This window comes from Novosphingobium sp. TH158 (assembly GCF_002855555.1).
GTDB lineage: Bacteria > Pseudomonadota > Alphaproteobacteria > Sphingomonadales > Sphingomonadaceae > Novosphingobium.
This window is the reverse complement of the sequence record NZ_PKRT01000001.1, coordinates 58,726-74,244: the sequence shown is the minus strand read 5'-3', so window position 1 is coordinate 74,244 and position 15,519 is coordinate 58,726. Positions and strand designations below refer to the sequence as shown.

13 protein-coding genes are annotated in these 15,519 nt (G+C 66.2%); 6 read left to right on the top strand and 7 right to left on the bottom strand.

Going from position 1 to position 15,519, the window contains the following annotated elements; translation table 11 throughout:
• The first annotated feature begins 75 nt into the window (after positions 1-75).
• The 3 genes from C0V78_RS00440 to C0V78_RS00430 are packed head-to-tail and all read left to right on the top strand — an operon-like array spanning position 76 to position 2,903.
• Positions 76-984 (top strand): neutral zinc metallopeptidase, encoded by a 909-nt coding sequence (locus C0V78_RS00440; protein ID WP_101795931.1) that lies wholly within the window; start codon positions 76-78, stop codon positions 982-984.
• 51 nt (positions 985-1,035) lie between these two features.
• Positions 1,036-1,704, top strand: a complete 669-nt coding sequence (locus C0V78_RS00435; protein WP_216822149.1) for a hypothetical protein — start codon at positions 1,036-1,038, stop codon at positions 1,702-1,704.
• 50 nt (positions 1,705-1,754) lie between these two features.
• Positions 1,755-2,903 carry an alpha-hydroxy acid oxidase gene (locus C0V78_RS00430; RefSeq protein ID WP_101795930.1) on the top strand — a complete coding sequence of 383 codons (1,149 nt, stop codon included), beginning with the start codon at positions 1,755-1,757 and terminating at the stop codon, positions 2,901-2,903.
• A 30-nt stretch (positions 2,904-2,933) separates the two neighbouring features.
• On the opposite strand, the gene creD is transcribed toward C0V78_RS00430, so the two are convergent.
• The 5 genes from creD to C0V78_RS00405 form a co-directional block, all read right to left on the bottom strand.
• Positions 2,934-4,388, bottom strand: coding sequence for a cell envelope integrity protein CreD (creD, locus tag C0V78_RS00425; RefSeq protein ID WP_101795929.1), 1,455 nt, complete (start codon positions 4,386-4,388; stop codon positions 2,934-2,936).
• Positions 4,389-4,572: 184 nt separating this feature from the next.
• Entirely contained in the window at positions 4,573-6,381 is a 1,809-nt protein-coding gene (sdhA, locus tag C0V78_RS00420) for a succinate dehydrogenase flavoprotein subunit (protein ID WP_101795928.1), read from the bottom strand.
• A gap of 1 nt (position 6,382) precedes the next feature.
• Positions 6,383-6,766, bottom strand: coding sequence for a succinate dehydrogenase, hydrophobic membrane anchor protein (gene sdhD, locus C0V78_RS00415; protein ID WP_101795927.1), 384 nt, complete (start codon positions 6,764-6,766; stop codon positions 6,383-6,385).
• Positions 6,767-6,778: 12 nt separating this feature from the next.
• On the bottom strand, positions 6,779-7,222 hold the full coding sequence (sdhC, locus tag C0V78_RS00410) for a succinate dehydrogenase, cytochrome b556 subunit (protein WP_101795926.1): 444 nt from the start codon (positions 7,220-7,222) through the stop codon (positions 6,779-6,781).
• 122 nt (positions 7,223-7,344) lie between these two features.
• On the bottom strand, positions 7,345-9,021 hold the full coding sequence (locus tag C0V78_RS00405) for a tannase/feruloyl esterase family alpha/beta hydrolase (RefSeq protein WP_144039811.1): 1,677 nt from the start codon (positions 9,019-9,021) through the stop codon (positions 7,345-7,347).
• 136 nt (positions 9,022-9,157) lie between these two features.
• On the opposite strand from C0V78_RS00405, the gene C0V78_RS00400 reads away from it, so the two are divergent.
• The 3 genes from C0V78_RS00400 to C0V78_RS00390 are packed head-to-tail and all read left to right on the top strand — an operon-like array spanning position 9,158 to position 11,752.
• Positions 9,158-9,880 (top strand): SDR family NAD(P)-dependent oxidoreductase, encoded by a 723-nt coding sequence (locus C0V78_RS00400; protein WP_101795924.1) that lies wholly within the window; start codon positions 9,158-9,160, stop codon positions 9,878-9,880.
• Positions 9,870-10,799 (top strand): subclass B3 metallo-beta-lactamase, encoded by a 930-nt coding sequence (gene bla, locus C0V78_RS00395; RefSeq protein ID WP_254049763.1) that lies wholly within the window; start codon positions 9,870-9,872, stop codon positions 10,797-10,799. The genes C0V78_RS00400 and bla overlap by 11 nt, the downstream gene beginning before the upstream one ends.
• Entirely contained in the window at positions 10,796-11,752 is a 957-nt protein-coding gene (locus C0V78_RS00390; protein WP_101795922.1) for a 50S ribosomal protein L11 methyltransferase, read from the top strand. Before bla ends, C0V78_RS00390 begins: the two co-directional genes overlap by 4 nt.
• 13 nt (positions 11,753-11,765) lie before the next feature.
• Here C0V78_RS00390 and ligA read toward each other — a convergent pair whose 3' ends face one another.
• Complete coding sequence (gene ligA, locus C0V78_RS00385) at positions 11,766-13,823, bottom strand: NAD-dependent DNA ligase LigA (RefSeq protein WP_101795921.1); 2,058 nt, start codon at positions 13,821-13,823, stop codon at positions 11,766-11,768.
• Complete coding sequence (recN, locus tag C0V78_RS00380) at positions 13,820-15,484, bottom strand: DNA repair protein RecN (protein WP_101795920.1); 1,665 nt, start codon at positions 15,482-15,484, stop codon at positions 13,820-13,822. Before recN ends, ligA begins: the two co-directional genes overlap by 4 nt.
• Positions 15,485-15,519: the final 35 nt, after the last annotated feature.

The window sequence follows — 15,519 nt, the reverse complement described above, 5'->3', positions numbered from 1 at the left end:
ATTGTTGCAGCAGAAGCAGAAAACGCCATTGCTGCGCGGGGTCGCGCCTGTCCAGCCGGAAGAGGAGTTTTGGCAATGCGTCTTGACGATCTGGACCCGAATCAAGTCGATATCGACGATCAGCGCGGCCGGGGCGGCGGCTTTCCCGGCTTGGGTGGCGGAGGATTTCCCCTGCCGATCGGCGGCGGCAAGATGGGCTGCGGCACGATCCTGCTGCTGATCGTCCTGGCCTTCGTGTTCCAGGGAGATATCGGGCGGATGTTCGGCGGCATGGGCGAAACCGGCGGCACCCTGCCCGGCCAGCAGCAGGCGCAGGTCGAAGGCAGCTCCAACGCCAGCGAAAGCTGCAAGATCGACCAAGCCAGCATGGAAAGCTGCCAGGCGCTGCAAATGCTCAACCGCACCTGGGAGCCGCTGTTCCGCCAGGCCAGCATCCCCTTCGACCGGCCGACGCTGCACTTCTATTCGCAAAGCGGGCAATCGGGCTGCGGCGCAGCGCAGAGCGCCATGGGGCCGTTCTATTGCCCCAGCGACGAAGGCATCTACCTCGACACCGACTTCTACAAGCAGATGGACCGCGAACTGGGTGCCAAGGGCCAGTTCGCCCGGCTTTATGTGATCGCTCACGAATATGGCCATCATATCCAGAACGAGCTTGGCACCTCGAAGCAGGTCCGCCAGCTGCAGGAACGCAATCCCCGTTCGGCCAATCCGCTTTCGGTGCGGCTGGAACTGCAGGCCGATTGCTACGCCGGGGTCTGGGCCGCGAAGAACGCCGACCGGCTGGAACCGGGCGACATGGAAAGCGGGCTGAACGCAGCCAAGAGCATCGGCGATGACACGCTGATGGCCAATGCCGGACGCCGCCCGGTGGAAGAAGCCTTCACGCACGGATCCAGCGCGCAGCGCATGCAGTGGCTGCGCAAGGGCATGGAAACCGGCAACGAGGACGCTTGCGACACCTTTGCCGATCTCAAGCGTTAACCAGGCCAAACGGGGGTTCGTTAACGGGGGGCTGTTGATGGAACGGAAATCATGCGCAGTCTCTCACTCGTCCTTACCGCCGTGCTGCTGGCAAGCGCTCCTGCCCTCGCGCGGGGGCAGCAGCAGCCGGCGGCGAAAATGGCCGATCAGGATCGCCCGGTAACCGATCCGGAAGTTACCGCCGGCGACGTAGCGACCACGCCGCTCAGCGACCTCAACCTCAAGAAGGGTGAAATTCCGCCCCAGCTTATCGCCGCGCAGAACCGGCCCTACGACCTTGCCGGGATGAGCCGCTGCCAGAACATCGCCGCTGCCGTGGGCGAGCTCGATGTCCTGCTGGGCGAGGATATCGACATCGTCGATTCCTCGGGATCGACCAGCACCGGCAAGCTGGCGCAGTCGGTGGTGGGCGCCTTCATTCCCTTTCGCGGGGTGATCCGCGAGGTTTCGGGTGCCAATTCGCAGGAACGGCGGCTGCAGATCGCCATCCGTGCCGGCATGGCGCGGCGCTCGTTCCTCAAGGGCGTGGGCCTGCAAAGGCGCTGCCGCTATCCGGCACGGCCGGCCACGCCGCAGATCGCGGCCATGCGGCTGGCTCAGATCGCTGCCGCCGATCCCAAGGACAAGGACAAGCAGGCCGCCGCGCGCATGGCGGCGGACGAAGCGGCAAAGGCACAGCTGGCAAGCCCGGCAAAGAAGCAGCGCCGGCGAAAGCGGTAAGGCCAATCAGTGCTGTCCTGCCGGACGATTTGGCGCTAACGCGCCTTTCCATGCGACTGTCCGATTGCCACAATATCGCCGATTTCCGCGAACTCGCCCGCCGCCGCCTGCCCTGGCCGGTGTTCGACTACATTGACGGCGCCGCCGATGACGAGCGCACGAAAGAGCGCAACACCGCGGCCTTCGATGCCGTTGACCTGGTGCCCAACGTGCTGGCCGGCGCACCGGAAATCGATACCTCGCTGACCATCATGGGCAAGCGCAGCGAATTGCCGCTGATCCTTTCGCCTACTGCCCTGCAGCGCATCTTCCACTGGCAGGGCGAACGCGCGGTCGCCCGCGTGGCGCAGAAGTATGGGCTGTGGTTCGGCATATCGAGCCTCGCCACTGTCTCGATCGAAGAGATCGCGGCGATGGTCTCAAGCCCCAAGATGTTCCAGTTCTACTACCATCGCGACCAGGGGCTGAACGCCTCGATGATCCAGCGCTGCCAGGCATCGAAGTTCGATGCCATCGCGCTGACGGTGGACACCATCGTTTCCGGCAAGCGTGAGCGCTGCCTGCGTTCGGGCTTCAAGTCGCCGCCCACCTTCACCCTGTCCTCGCTGATCTCCTACGCCACGCGCCCGCGCTGGGCGACGGACTATGTCTTCCGCGAGAAGTTCCGCCTGCCCCAGCTGGACGATCACGTGAAGCAGGGCACCGGCAAGGCGGTTTCGATCCAGGAATATTTCACCGAAATGCTCGATCCCACCATGACCTGGGATACGGCGGCCAGGCTGCGGCAGGACTGGGGCGGCACCTTCTGCCTCAAGGGCGTGATGAGCGCCGAAGACGCTCGCCGGGCCGTGGAGATCGGGGCGGACGCGATCATGGTGTCCAACCACGGCGGTCGCCAGCTGGATGGCAGCCGGTCTAGCTTTGACCACCTGCCGGAGATCGTCGACGCCGTGGGCGGACAGATCGAGATCATCTGCGATGGCGGCGTGCGACGCGGCACCCATGTGCTCAAGGCCCTTTCGGCAGGGGCCAATTGCGCCAGCGGCGGACGGCTTTACCTCTATGCCCTGGCCGCCGCCGGCGAAGCGGGCGTTGACCGCGCCGTGGCCCTGCTGAAGGACGAGATCGAGCGCGGCATGCGCCTGATGGGCGTCTCGCGGCTTGACCAGCTTACCCGCGACAAGCTGCGCTGGCGGTGATCGAGAGCCGCTGCGAAGCGGCTCCCCCGATCATTCAGCCTCCCTTTGCCCGACCGCGCCCCAGTCGATGTTGCGCGTGGCGTACATCACCCCGGCAAGCGCCACGAAGAGCAGCACCGAACCGATGACCAGCGACCATGCCTCGAGGTTCAGCAGCACGAACAGCAGGGCATAGAGACCGACCAGCAGCGCGGCGATGAAGCGACCACGCCTCCAGCTTTTCAGCACGGCGGCGCTATAGGCGGAAAGCAGGCCGACGATCGCACCGCTGGCCAGCAGGTAGGCCCAGGTGAAGCCGATGACCTCGGCAAAGGCGAGCAGCAGCACGAAGAACAGCACCAGCCCGGCGCCGGTCAGCAGGTATTCCGCCGCTGCCACCCGCGCCCCGCCGACGATGTCGAACAGCAGGAAGGTGAGGAAGGTGAAGCCGATGAACAGGAAGCCGTATTTCACCGAGCGTTCGACCTTGGAATAGAGGTTCACCGGCTCGATCAGGTTGACGTTGACCGAAAGGCTCTGCCCGGTGACCACTTCCTGCGCCCCGCCGGCGGAAATGTTGCCGGCGCTGGGGGCTTCGGCCGCGGCATATTCCATGCTCTTCACGGGAGCGACGGTGGCGCGGACTTCATCAGGGATATAGGGCGCGCCATAATCCTCCATGCCCACCGGCGGCTGGCCGAGCGCCAGCTTGTCGATCACATATTTCGCAGTGAAGCCCTTGTCCGAAACCTGCGGCTTTTCGGGCAGGAAGGCACCGTTGAAACTGGGGCTGGCCCAGGTGGAGCTTACATCCCAACTCGTCGTCCCGCCGCGCGGGACCAGGCTGATCCCGCGCGCGCCACGCAGGCCGAATTCGTAGTCGACCGCCAGTTCGCCCTCGCCCTTCCAGTCTAGGAAGGCGAAAAAGCCCTGCCCGTCCGATGCCGCCGGCCCCTTGCCCGGCTGGACGTTGAGCGCCGCGCCATTGGCGGTAAACCGGCCACCCGTGGTCAGCCCGCGGGCGTCGCTGGCACCCATGCGCAGTTCGGCACGGTCCCACATCAGCCGCTCGCGCGTGACGCCGAAGCGTTCCAGATCGGGCGGCAGGGCAAATTTTGCCGCGCCCTTGATCTGAGCCGAATAGAGCACCGAGCGGTAGATGGATTTCTTGCGCTCCTCGGGATCGACGCGCGTCGTCACTGCGTTGGAGACAGGCGAGATGTAGAACAGCTTCTCCACCTCGACGACCTTGCTCACCGAGCGGCCATCGACCGTCTCGTTCTGCGTCTGCGTGGTGCGGAAGGGGACGACAATGATCGGCCCGGAAATCACCTGGTGCCCGCCCCAGCCCTCGTTGATTGCCGCCTGCGCCGTCTGGGCCTGGCCCTGCCGGTCATAGACCAGCGCATAGACCACCATCAGGGGCACGATCAGCACGAAGGCAATCAGGCTGACCAGCAGCAGCTTGATTGCCGGGCTTCGCTCGCGGCGCGGCAGTATGGACATGATGCGGCTCCCTCGCCAAACGGAAGCGCCAACTTAGACCAAGCCCGTCTAATGGAAAGGGACTTGTTGATGTGCGGCGGCGGTCACGGCCCCCGGCAGGGCGCATCGCACTCGATTCAGGCGGCAATCGAAAAGGCCGGAGCGTTTCCGCCCCGGCCCTTCGTTTTCCTGCCTTTGAAGCGGCTTAGTAAACGCGCTTCTTCGGCTTGATGTAGTCCACGTCGTCGGTCAGCGTGAACTCGTGGACCGGACGATAGTCGATGCGGACCTGGCCGCCCTTGCCGCCCCAGCCTTCGAACCAGGTGGCGGTGTGCTTCATCCATTCGGCATCGTTGCGATCCGGGAAATCCTCGTGCGCGTGGGCGCCGCGCGATTCCTTGCGGTTCTGCGCGCCGTGAAGCGTGACGGTGGCCTGGCTGATCAGGTTGTCCAGCTCCAGCGTCTCGATCAGGTCCGAGTTCCAGATCAGCGAGCGGTCGGTGACCTTGATGTCCTGCATCCGCTCATAGGTCTTGGCGAGCTTGGCCTTGCCTTCGACCATCAGTTCGTCGTTGCGGAACACGGCGGCGTGCAGGCTCATCGTGCGCTGCATTTCGTCGCGGATTTCCGCGGTCGAGGAACCGCCGTTGGCGTGGCGGAAGTGATCGAGGCGGGTAAGCGCCATGTCCGCCGAATCCTTGGGCAGTTCCGGCTTCGGGCTGTCGGGCTTGATCAGTTCCTTGAGGCGATGGCCGGCGGCGCGGCCGAAGACCACGAGGTCGATCAGCGAGTTCGAGCCCAGGCGGTTTGCGCCATGGACCGAGACGCAGGCAGCCTCGCCCACCGCGAACAGGCCGGGGACGACCGTTTCGGGGTTGCCGTCGGCACCGATGGTCACGACTTCGCCGTGATAGTTCGTCGGGATGCCGCCCATGTTGTAGTGGACGGTCGGCACGACCGGGAGCGGCTGGCGGGTCAGGTCGACACCGGCAAAGATCTTGCCGCTTTCGGTGATGCCCGGCAGGCGCTCGGCCAGCACCTTCGGATCGATGTGATCGAGGTGCAGGTAGATGTGGTCCTTGTGCGGACCGACGCCGCGGCCTTCGCGGATTTCCATCGCCATCGAGCGCGAGACGACGTCACGGCTGGCAAGATCCTTGGCCGAGGGGGCATAGCGCTCCATGAAGCGCTCGCCTTCGGAGTTGGTGAGATAGCCGCCTTCGCCGCGCGCACCTTCGGTGATGAGCACGCCGGCACCGTAGATGCCGGTCGGGTGGAACTGGACGAATTCCATGTCCTGCAGCGGCAGGCCGGCGCGCAGCACCATGCCGCCGCCGTCACCCGTGCAGGTGTGGGCCGAAGTGGCGGTGTAATAGCAGCGGCCATAGCCGCCGGTCGCCAGCACCACGGCGTGGCTGCGGAAACGGTGGATCGAGCCATCGTCCATGCAGATCGCGATAACGCCGACGCACTTGCCCTGATCCATGATGAGATCGATGGCGAAGTATTCGATGAAGAAGTCCGCATCGTACTTCAGGCTCTGCTGGTAGAGCGCGTGAAGCATGGCGTGGCCGGTACGGTCAGCCGCGGCGCAGGTGCGCTGCACCGGCGGGCCTTCGCCCATGTTCTGCATGTGGCCGCCGAACGGGCGCTGGTAGATCGTGCCGTCGGCGTTGCGGCTGAAGGGCACGCCGGCGTGCTCCAGCTCGTAAACCGCCTGCGGGGCTTCGCGCACCATGTATTCGATGGCGTCCTGGTCACCCAGCCAGTCAGACCCCTTGACGGTGTCGTACATGTGCCAGGTCCAGTGATCGGGCGTATTGTTCTGCAAGCTGGCCGCGATGCCGCCCTGCGCCGCAACGGTGTGGCTGCGGGTGGGGAACACCTTGGTGATGCAGGCCGTCTTCAGGCCGGCTTCGGCCGAGCCCATGGTAGCGCGGAGGCCCGAGCCACCCGCGCCGACGACGACGGTGTCATAGACGTGATCGATGATCTTGTACGCAGGAGCGGACATCTCAGGCGCCTCCCAGCGCGATACGAATGATGGAAATGACGCCGAATGCGGCGCCGCCCCAGACCGCGCCGTTCAGCGCGATCAGGCAGGCGATCTTGTTGGCTTCGGTGTGGACATAGTCCTCGATCACCACGCGCAGGCCCAGATGGGTGTGCCAGAAGGTGCCGATCACCAGCAGGACCATGGCCGTGGCCGAAAGCGGGCGGCTCATCCAGTCATGCACGGTGTTGTAACCGAAGCTGGGGAGCAGCAGCATCGAGACCACGAAATAGGCCCAGACGACCAGCGTCGCCATGCCCGTGCCGCGCTCGGCAATCCAGGTGCGCGCGCCGCTCTTGGCAGAGCCGAGGCCCCGCACGCGGCCGATAGACGTTCCGTTACCCATCGAACAGGTTCCTCAGACGAACAGGAGAAGCGCCCAGAACAGGGCGGTAAGCAGGGGGCCGAGCACGATCGACATCGAGGCCCAGCGGTTGTTGGCGTCCAGCTCGTACCCCGCGCCGGTATCCAGCACGAAGTGGCGCAGGCCCGAAACCAGGTGCTGGAAGAAGGCCCAGGTCAGGCCGATCATGACCACCTTGATCAGCACCTTGACGATGCTGGCAATGATGGCACCGCCGCTCCACGACAGGGTGGACAGGTCTGCCCAGGCCCAGTCGGCGAAAGTGGCATAGGCATCCGGCCCCGACGCCAGTGCACCCAGCCACCACAGCAGCAGGCCAAGGCCGAACAGGCCCAGGCCGACGCCCGTGATACGGTGCAGGATCGAAAGGGCCATTCCGGGCCCCCAGCGCCAGATTTGCAGGTGCGGTGACGTTGGACGTTTTGAGGCCTTGGCCATCGGGCGTGCTTCCCCTGTGACTTGCTGACTCGCGCGCGAAGCGCCTTGCCGGACCCCCTTAGCCAAAATGCGGGAGCGTGCAAGCCGGGGCGTGGGGGATTGCGGGGGCGATGGCAGCCGATCTACTTGTCCGCCTTGCGGCAGGACCAGTTCCGGGCATCGTAAACCGCAGCAGGGTCCGATGCCTTCGATCGATCGAAGACGGACCGGTAGGGATAGGGGCAGACCAGGAAATCGCGGGGGCGGCCGCTGGCAGAGCCTACGTCGACACCGATCCGGCCAGGTGTTGCGCTGGCAAACTGGAACCGGGCGCGATCGGCACCCCGGTGCATTTCGAGGCCCCGGGGCGGCGTTCCCTTCTCGACCCAGTTGACCAGGGCTTCGAGCATGACATCGGCGCCATCATCGGGCCCGGTGCCGCCGCCGCAGTGGCCCCAGCCGGGGACCTGGTAAAGCCTGGCAAATCCATCCCGGCGGCTTGCGCCAACCTTTTCGGTCAGGATCCTGAACCAGTTTTCAAGGCCATCGTGCGGAAATGCCGGGTCCCCTACCCCGACATAGAAGATGGACTTTCCGCCCCCTTTCTCGAACGCCGCCAGGTCCCACGCGCCGCCGGGCCAGACAAATGCGCCAAGCTGGCCTTTGTAGATCTGCTCGACCTCTGCCTCGGTCAGCGGCTGCTTCAGGACATCGCGATCGGGCTGGCGCAAGTGGGTGCGCGCCCAGTTGTTGAGGATCACATAGCCCATGGCGGTTTTCGCCGCGTTCTCGCGCGAGGGCGAAGGATCCCACGGCGGCGGGACCGATCCCATGTAGGTGCTCCAGCTGCTGATGTTGGAGATCGGCCAGACGGTGTCCCTGACGATGTTGGTCACGGAAGTGATCTCTGGCCCGGAAAGGCAGTCCGGCCTGTCCCCGCCCGTGCAGGCCAGGCGCGACAGGTCCAGCTTGCACTGGCGCGAGTCCCAGATCATTTCGTCCTTCGCGCCATCTGCCGCGTCGCACAGGGCCAGTGCCTTGTCCTGAAGGAATTGCCGCTTCGCCGGCGAAATCCATGACCCCGGCTCGCGCACCATTTCGCGCATGACGACGGAATAGTTCCATGCCGTCATCGTCTTGCGCGGATCACCCGGATAGGGGCCGCCGATCCACCCCAGCAGGACCCCGTCATAGTCATCGGGGTGATACTGCATCGCCCGCATGCCCATGTCGCCACCGCCCGAACAGCCGGTGTGATAGCGATGCATCTTCCTGACGCCGTAGAAGGCCCTCGTGATAGCCTGCGCTGCCCCGGTCGTCACATGTCCGCCGCGATGCGCATTATCGAGCGCCTTGGCCGGATCGCTGGCGAAGCTCCAGTCGAGCGGGTCCGACTGGTGGCCCTTGTCCGTGCCCGCCACGGCAAATCCTTTTACGAGCGGATTGCCGCGCGGAACCTGTGCCTCGGTCGGAACGGCTCCTCCCGAACCGCCAAGGCCGATAAAGAAGAAGCGCCCGGCCCAGAGGCTCTTTTCCGGTAGCTGCAACCGGAAGTTGTTGCGGTTGGGCCCCGGGTTTTCCGTTGTGACATAGCCGTCGACCCGGCAGTGCCGGACCGGCGCATCCAGCCATCGCGCCTCGACGATGCGGGTATCGGACGGTGCAACCTTCTGGATGGCGGCCACGTCGCAGGTGACCGCACCGGCGGTGGCTTGGGGGCCGCCCGCCGCCGATGCGCTTGCAAGGGTTCCCAGACTGGCAAGCAATGCCGCCCGCGAAATAGTGACCAGGCGACTGCGCAGCGATTCCGGTCCAGCCATGTCCAACCCCTCCTGTGCGACCCTTTTGCCGGATCGTCAGGCATGGAGAGTCACACTGCATTCCGGGGCGCGGCAAGTAACAATCTGTCGCACTCGGCCCCTCGACAGAGGCTACGGGTTGTTTCACTAGTCACCCATGACCACTCCAGCCGTCACCGCCCTTGTCACCGGCTCTTCCCGCGGGATCGGTGCGGCCATCGCCGCCGGGCTCAGGCAACGCGGCGTGCGGGTGATCGGCCATGCGACGCGCGCGGTCGATGCCGATACCATCGCCGCCGACCTCTCCGAGCCTTCGGCGCCCCAGCTGCTCTGGGAAGAAGCCATGGACCGCGCCGATGGCCACATCGACCTGCTGGTCAACAATGCCGGCCTGTTCGAGGCGAACCCGATCGACGTTTCCGACATCCAGTGGCTCGATTCGTGGGAAGACACGCTGCGCATCAACCTCACCTCGGCGGCGCAGCTGGCGCGCTTTGCCGTGCGTCACTGGCTGGCAGAGGATATCGGCGGGCGCGTGGTCCATATCGCCAGCCGCGCCGGGCACCGCGGCGATTCGCCCGATCACTGGCACTATGCCGCTGCAAAGGGCGGCATGCTGGCCCTGCACAAGACCATCGCCCGGCAATATGCCGGCCACGGCATCATGAGCTATGCGGTGACGCCGGGCTTTACCGATACGGCCATGGCGGGAGACTATCTCGCCAGCCGGGGCGGCGCGGGCATCCTTGCGGACATTCCGCTCGGCCGGGTCGCCACGCCGCAGGAAATCGCCACCATCGCCGTGTTCTGCGCGCTCGATGCGCCCGAAAGCATGACCGGGGCGACACTCGATGCCAATGGAGCAAGCTATGTCCGCTAGGCCCGCCGCTGCAGGCGTTCTCGCCGCCGCAATCCTCGCCACCGGGCTTGCCGCGCCGTCTGCCGCGCAGCCGCTGCCGCCGCGCCCCGGCGAGACGCGCAACATCGCCGCGGCCTGCGCCGGAAAGGATGGCTGGGCGCAGCCGGCACCGCCGGCGCGGCTGTTCGGGCGCACCTATTATGTCGGCACCTGCGGCATCACGGCCCTGCTTGTGGAAACCAGGGCCGGGCTGGTCCTGCTCGATGCGGGTGTGCCGGAAGCCGCCCCGCTGGTGCTGGAAAACATCCGCCGCCTCGGCTTTTCGCCGCGCATGGTGCGCTGGATCGTCATCAGCCACGAACATTACGACCATGCCGGTGCGGTTGCCGCCATCCAGCGGGAGACCGGCGCGCGGGTGATCGCCGGGCCGTTCCAGTCGGATATCCTGTCCAGCGGCAAGCCCTCGCCTGAAGACCCGCAGGCACCGCTGCTGGAAAAGGAACCGATGCAGCCGCTGCAGGTCGCCTATGCGGTGCGCAACAACGGCACACTTAATGCCGGCTCGGTGGTTTTCACCGCCCATGCCACGCCTGCCCATTCCCCGGGATCGACCAGCTGGACCTGGCGCGAATGCGAAGGCGCGGTGTGCCGCACCATCGCCTATGCCGACAGCGCGACGACCATATCGGCGGACGGCTATCGCTTTGCCGACAACCCCAAGCGGGTGGGCGAAGTCCGATCCGGCATCGCGAAGATTGCCGCCCTGCCCTGCGACATCATCGTTACGCCCCACCCATCGTCGAGCGGCCTGTTCCCGCGCATGTCCGGGATCAAGCCGCTCGCCCTGCCCGGTTCATGCCGCACCTATGCCGATGCCGCGCTCAAGCGGTTCGAGGAACGGCTCGCTTCCGAAACACGCCCGGTATCGGCCGCGAAATGAGCTGGAAAATCACGGCATTTGCCCGCCGCCCGGTAATCGAGGGCGCGCTGCTGGCGCATGAGGATGCCTGGGACTGGGATCCCGATATCGTCATTTCCGGCAGCGAGATTGCCGAAGACAAGCCCGATGACTGGCAGCTGGAAGCATGGCTGCCGCGCAAGCCGGGCAAGGCCGACAAGGCCGCGCTTGCCGGACTGTTCGGCGGTTCGCCGCCGCCCTTCGAGATCGAGAAGCTGCCCGATGTCGATTGGCTGACGCAGAGCCAGCAAGGGCTGGAGCCGATCCGCGCCGGGGTGTTTCACGTCCACACCCCCGATCACCCAGCCCTCAGCGAGGGCGGGATCAGGGATTACTGCATTCCCGCCAGCCAGGCCTTCGGCACCGGCCAGCACGCGACCACGGCCGGCTGCCTTGCCATGCTGACCCATATGAAGGTGCAGGGCGTGGTGGTTCGCAATCTTGCCGATATCGGCACGGGCACCGGCCTGCTGGCCTTTGCCGCGCTGCACCTGTGGCCACGTGCGCTGGCCACGGCGAGCGATATCGACGCGGTCTGCGTCGGTGTGGTCGAGGATAATGCCGAACTCAACGGCGTGGCCATGGGCGCGGCTCCGGGCGAAGTGACCATGCTGGTAGCAGACGGCATGGAACACCCCCTGCTCGAAGCGCGCGGGCCCTATGACCTGGTCATTGCCAATATCCTTGCCGGCCCGCTGATCGGCCTTGCGCCGGACTTCGCCAAGGCGCTGATCCCCGGCGGGCACCTGCTGCTGGCGGGCCTGCTCGAATCGCAGGAAGCCCAGGTGCGGCGTGCCTGCCGCCTCGCCGGTCTGCGGCTGGCGGCCCGGCTGGTGAACGGGGACTGGTCGATCCTCTGGCTGCGGAAGCGCGTCGGCATTCGCGGGCGCAAGGCCCGCACCGGTGCACTCGCCGAGTGGGCGCAGCGCTGGTAACAGAACCTCGGCGCTAGCCCGCGGCCCTGACGATTTCGGCCCAGGCGGCCTCGTCGATCACCTCGATGCCCAGCGCCGCCGCCTGCTTCAGCTTCGATCCTGCGCCCGGCCCGGCGACGACAAGGTCCGTCTTGGCGCTGACCGAACCGGCGGCCTTGGCGCCCAGCCTTTCGGCCTGCGCCTTGGCCTCGTCGCGGCTCATGGTTTCCAGCTTGCCGGTGAATACCACCGTCTTGCCCGAAACGGCGCTGGCCTTTGTCTCCACCACATAGTCCGGCGGCGAAACCTCGCTGAGCAGGTCTTCCCACACCGCGACATTGTGCGGTTCGTGGAAGAAATCGCCCAGCGCCTCGATCACGGCAGGGCCGATCCCGTCAATGGATGCCAGCTCGGCAAGCGCGTCACCGTCTCCGCCATGCGCCGCCTCAGCCGCCGAGCGCAGCGCGGGCAGCGTGGTGAATCGCTTGAGCAGGTCGCGCGCCGTCACCGCGCCGACATGGCGGATGCCAAGGCCGAAAAGCAGACGGGCCGCATCGGGCGCGCGCTTTGCCTCGATCGCGGCGAGGAGGTTGTCGACCGACTTTTCCTTCCACCCCTCGCGCTCGAGAATGGCAGAGCGGCGCGCGCGCAGCCGGAAGATATCCGCCGGGCTTTCCAGCCAGCCGAGCGCGAAGAACTTGTCGATCGTCTTCTCGCCAAGCCCTTCGATGTCCAGCGCCGCGCGCGAAACGAAATGCTTGAGCCGTTCGGTCCGCTGCGCCGGGCAGATCAGCCCGCCGGTGCAGCGCACGTCAACCTCCCCCTCCTCGGCAACCGCCTCGCTGTCGCATTCCGGGCAATGGTCGGGAAAGGCATAGGCGGCGCGGGGATCGTCGCGCGTCAGGTTCTCGACGACTTGCGGAATGACGTCACCGGCGCGCTGCAGCACCACCCGGTCCCCTACCCGCAGGCCCAGCCGGCTAATCTCGTCACGGTTGTGCAGGGTGACGTTCTGGACGACGACCCCGCCCACCGTCACCGGCTTGAGCCGGCCCACCGGGGTCAGCTTGCCGGTCCGCCCGACCTGGATGTCGATGGCCTCCAGCGTCGTCTCTGCCCGTTCAGCGGGAAACTTGTGCGCCATGCCCCAGCGCGGCGCCTTGGCGACGAAGCCCAGCCGCTCTTGCCAGTCCAGCCGGTCAACCTTGTAGACGACGCCATCGATATCGTAAGGCAGATCAGCACGTTGATGCTCAATGCTGCGATAATGCGCGAGCATTTGGTCAAGACTTTCGCAGCGCACCAGCAATGGCGAGACCGGCACACCCCAGGCGGCAATGCGCTGCATCATGGCGAACTGGCTCTCCGCGGGAACGGCGCTTGCCGCACCCCAGCCGTGGGCCAGGAAGCGCAAGGGCCGGCTGGCGGTGATCGCAGCATCCTTCTGCCGCAGCGACCCGGCGGCGGCATTACGCGGATTGGCAAAGATCTTGTCGCCCGCCGCTTCCTGCCGCGCATTGAGCGCAACGAAATCCGCCTTGGCCATGAAGACCTCGCCCCGAATCTCGAAAACGTCTGGAACTTCACCGGCAAGTATCTGGGGAATATCGGAAATCGTGGCGACATTCGCCGTCACGTCCTCACCCACCTGCCCGTCGCCGCGGGTTGCCGCACGGACGAGCCGCCCGGCTTCATAGCGCAGCGAACAGGACAGCCCGTCGATCTTGTCCTCTGCTGTCATGGCGACCGGCGCATCGTTCGGCAGGTTCAGGAACCGGCGCACGCGAGCGACGAATTCGGCCGCATCCTCGTCCGAGAACGCATTGTCGAGGCTCATCATGCGAACCTCGTGCGTGACCTTCGACAGCGGCGATGCGGCTACCTCATGCCCCACCTTCCGGCTGGGGCTGTCCTCGCGGACGAGGTGCGGATAGGCGGCCTCCAGCTCGGCATTGCGGCGCACCAGCGCATCGTATTCCGCGTCGGAAATCTCGGGCGAATCCTCGGCATGATAGAGCCGGTTGTGCCGCGCGATTGCGCGGGCAAGGCGCATCAGCTCGTTGGCGGCGTCGGCTTCGCCCAGATCCATCATACGCCTTCCAGCAAGCGATCAGCCTGGGCCCGGGCCTCGGCGGTGATTTCGGCGCCCGAGAGCATGCGGGCGATTTCCTCCTGCCGACCTGCCGCGTCGAGCAGGTGGACGGAGGTTCGTGTCACGGTGCCTTCGCTCGACTTGGCGATGACGTAATGCGTCCCGCCCCGCGCGGCGACCTGCGGCGAATGGGTGACGGCAAGCAGCTGACCCGCCGCCGCCAGCCGCGCCAGCCGCTCGCCAATCGCGGAGGCAACCGCACCGCCAACGCCGCGGTCGATCTCGTCGAAGATCACCGTTGCCGCGCCGCCCTCTTCGGCCAGCGCCACCTTCAGCGCCAGGATGAAGCGCGAAAGCTCGCCGCCCGAGGCGATCTTGCCCAGCGGGGCGAAAGGCGCGCCGGGGTTCGTGGCGATCAGGAATTCCACCGCATCCATGCCGCCCGGCCCCCAGCGGTCTTCCGGCAGGCGCAGGATCTGCGTCTTGAACCGCGCGGCATCGAGCTTGAGCGGGGCAAGTTCCTCTGCCACGGCCCGGTCCAGCCGTTGCGAGGCCTCGTAGCGCGTGATCGACAGTGTTTCTGCGAGCGCCTGGTAATTCAGCCCTGCCTCGTGCGCGCGCGCCTCAAGCGCACCGATTTCCGCCTCCCCACCTTCGATGGCATCGAGCGCAGCCCGCATTTCGCGCGCCTTTGCCGGCAGGTCATCCACCTGGCAGCCATGCTTGCGGGCTGCGGCGCGCAGGTCGAACAGGCGCGTCTCGATCCGGTCAAGCATCATCGGATCGTGCGACAAAGCCTCCGCCGCACGGGCAATCCGGTCTTCCGCCTCGCTCGCTTCGATCACTGCGCGGTCAAGCGCGGCCAGCGCTTCGCCGAGCAGCGGATGCTCGCCGGCAATGCGATCAAGCCGGCGGGCGGCGCTGCGCAGCGAAGCGAGCGCGGAATCGGAACCGGCCCACAAGTGCTGCAGTTCGGCAAGGTCGCCGGAAAGTCGCTCCCCCTTCTGCATGTCGGCGCGGGCACCGGCGAGCTGTTCCTCCTCACCCTCTTCGGGGGCGAGTTCAGTCAGTTCGGCAAGGTGGGCGAGCAGCAGGTCACGGTCGGCGCTGGCCTGATCTATGGCGGCGCGGGCCGATGCCAGCGCATCCTCGGCGGTGCGCCAGGCCTTCCACGCGGCCTCCACGCCGGCCACATCGCCACGCGCATAGCGATCGAGCAGCGCCCGGTGGCCACGCGGGTTGACCAGTCCGCGATCATCATGCTGGCCGTGCAGTTCGACCAGCATCGGGGCAATCTCGCGCAGCAGGGCGACGCCCACCGGCTGGTCGTTGATCGAGGCCTTGGAACCCCCGTCTGCCTTGACCTGCCGCTTGATGACGAGCGCTTCGCCGGGCTCGATTTCCACATCGGCATCGGCCAGAACCTGCGCCAGCGCGGGCGGAAGCACGGCAAATTCGAAGGTGGCGGCAACGCTGGCCTTGTCTTCACCGGCGCGGACCAGCCCGGAATCGGCGCGGTCGCCCAGCACCAGCCCCAGCGCATCGAGCAGGATCGACTTGCCCGCGCCCGTCTCCCCGGTCAGCACGCCCAGCCCGCGCGCGAAATCGAGGTCGAGCGCTTCGATCAGGACGATGTTGCGGATGGATAGCCGGGTGATCATGTTCGCGCATCGTTCTAGCGAACGCTGGCGGGCAA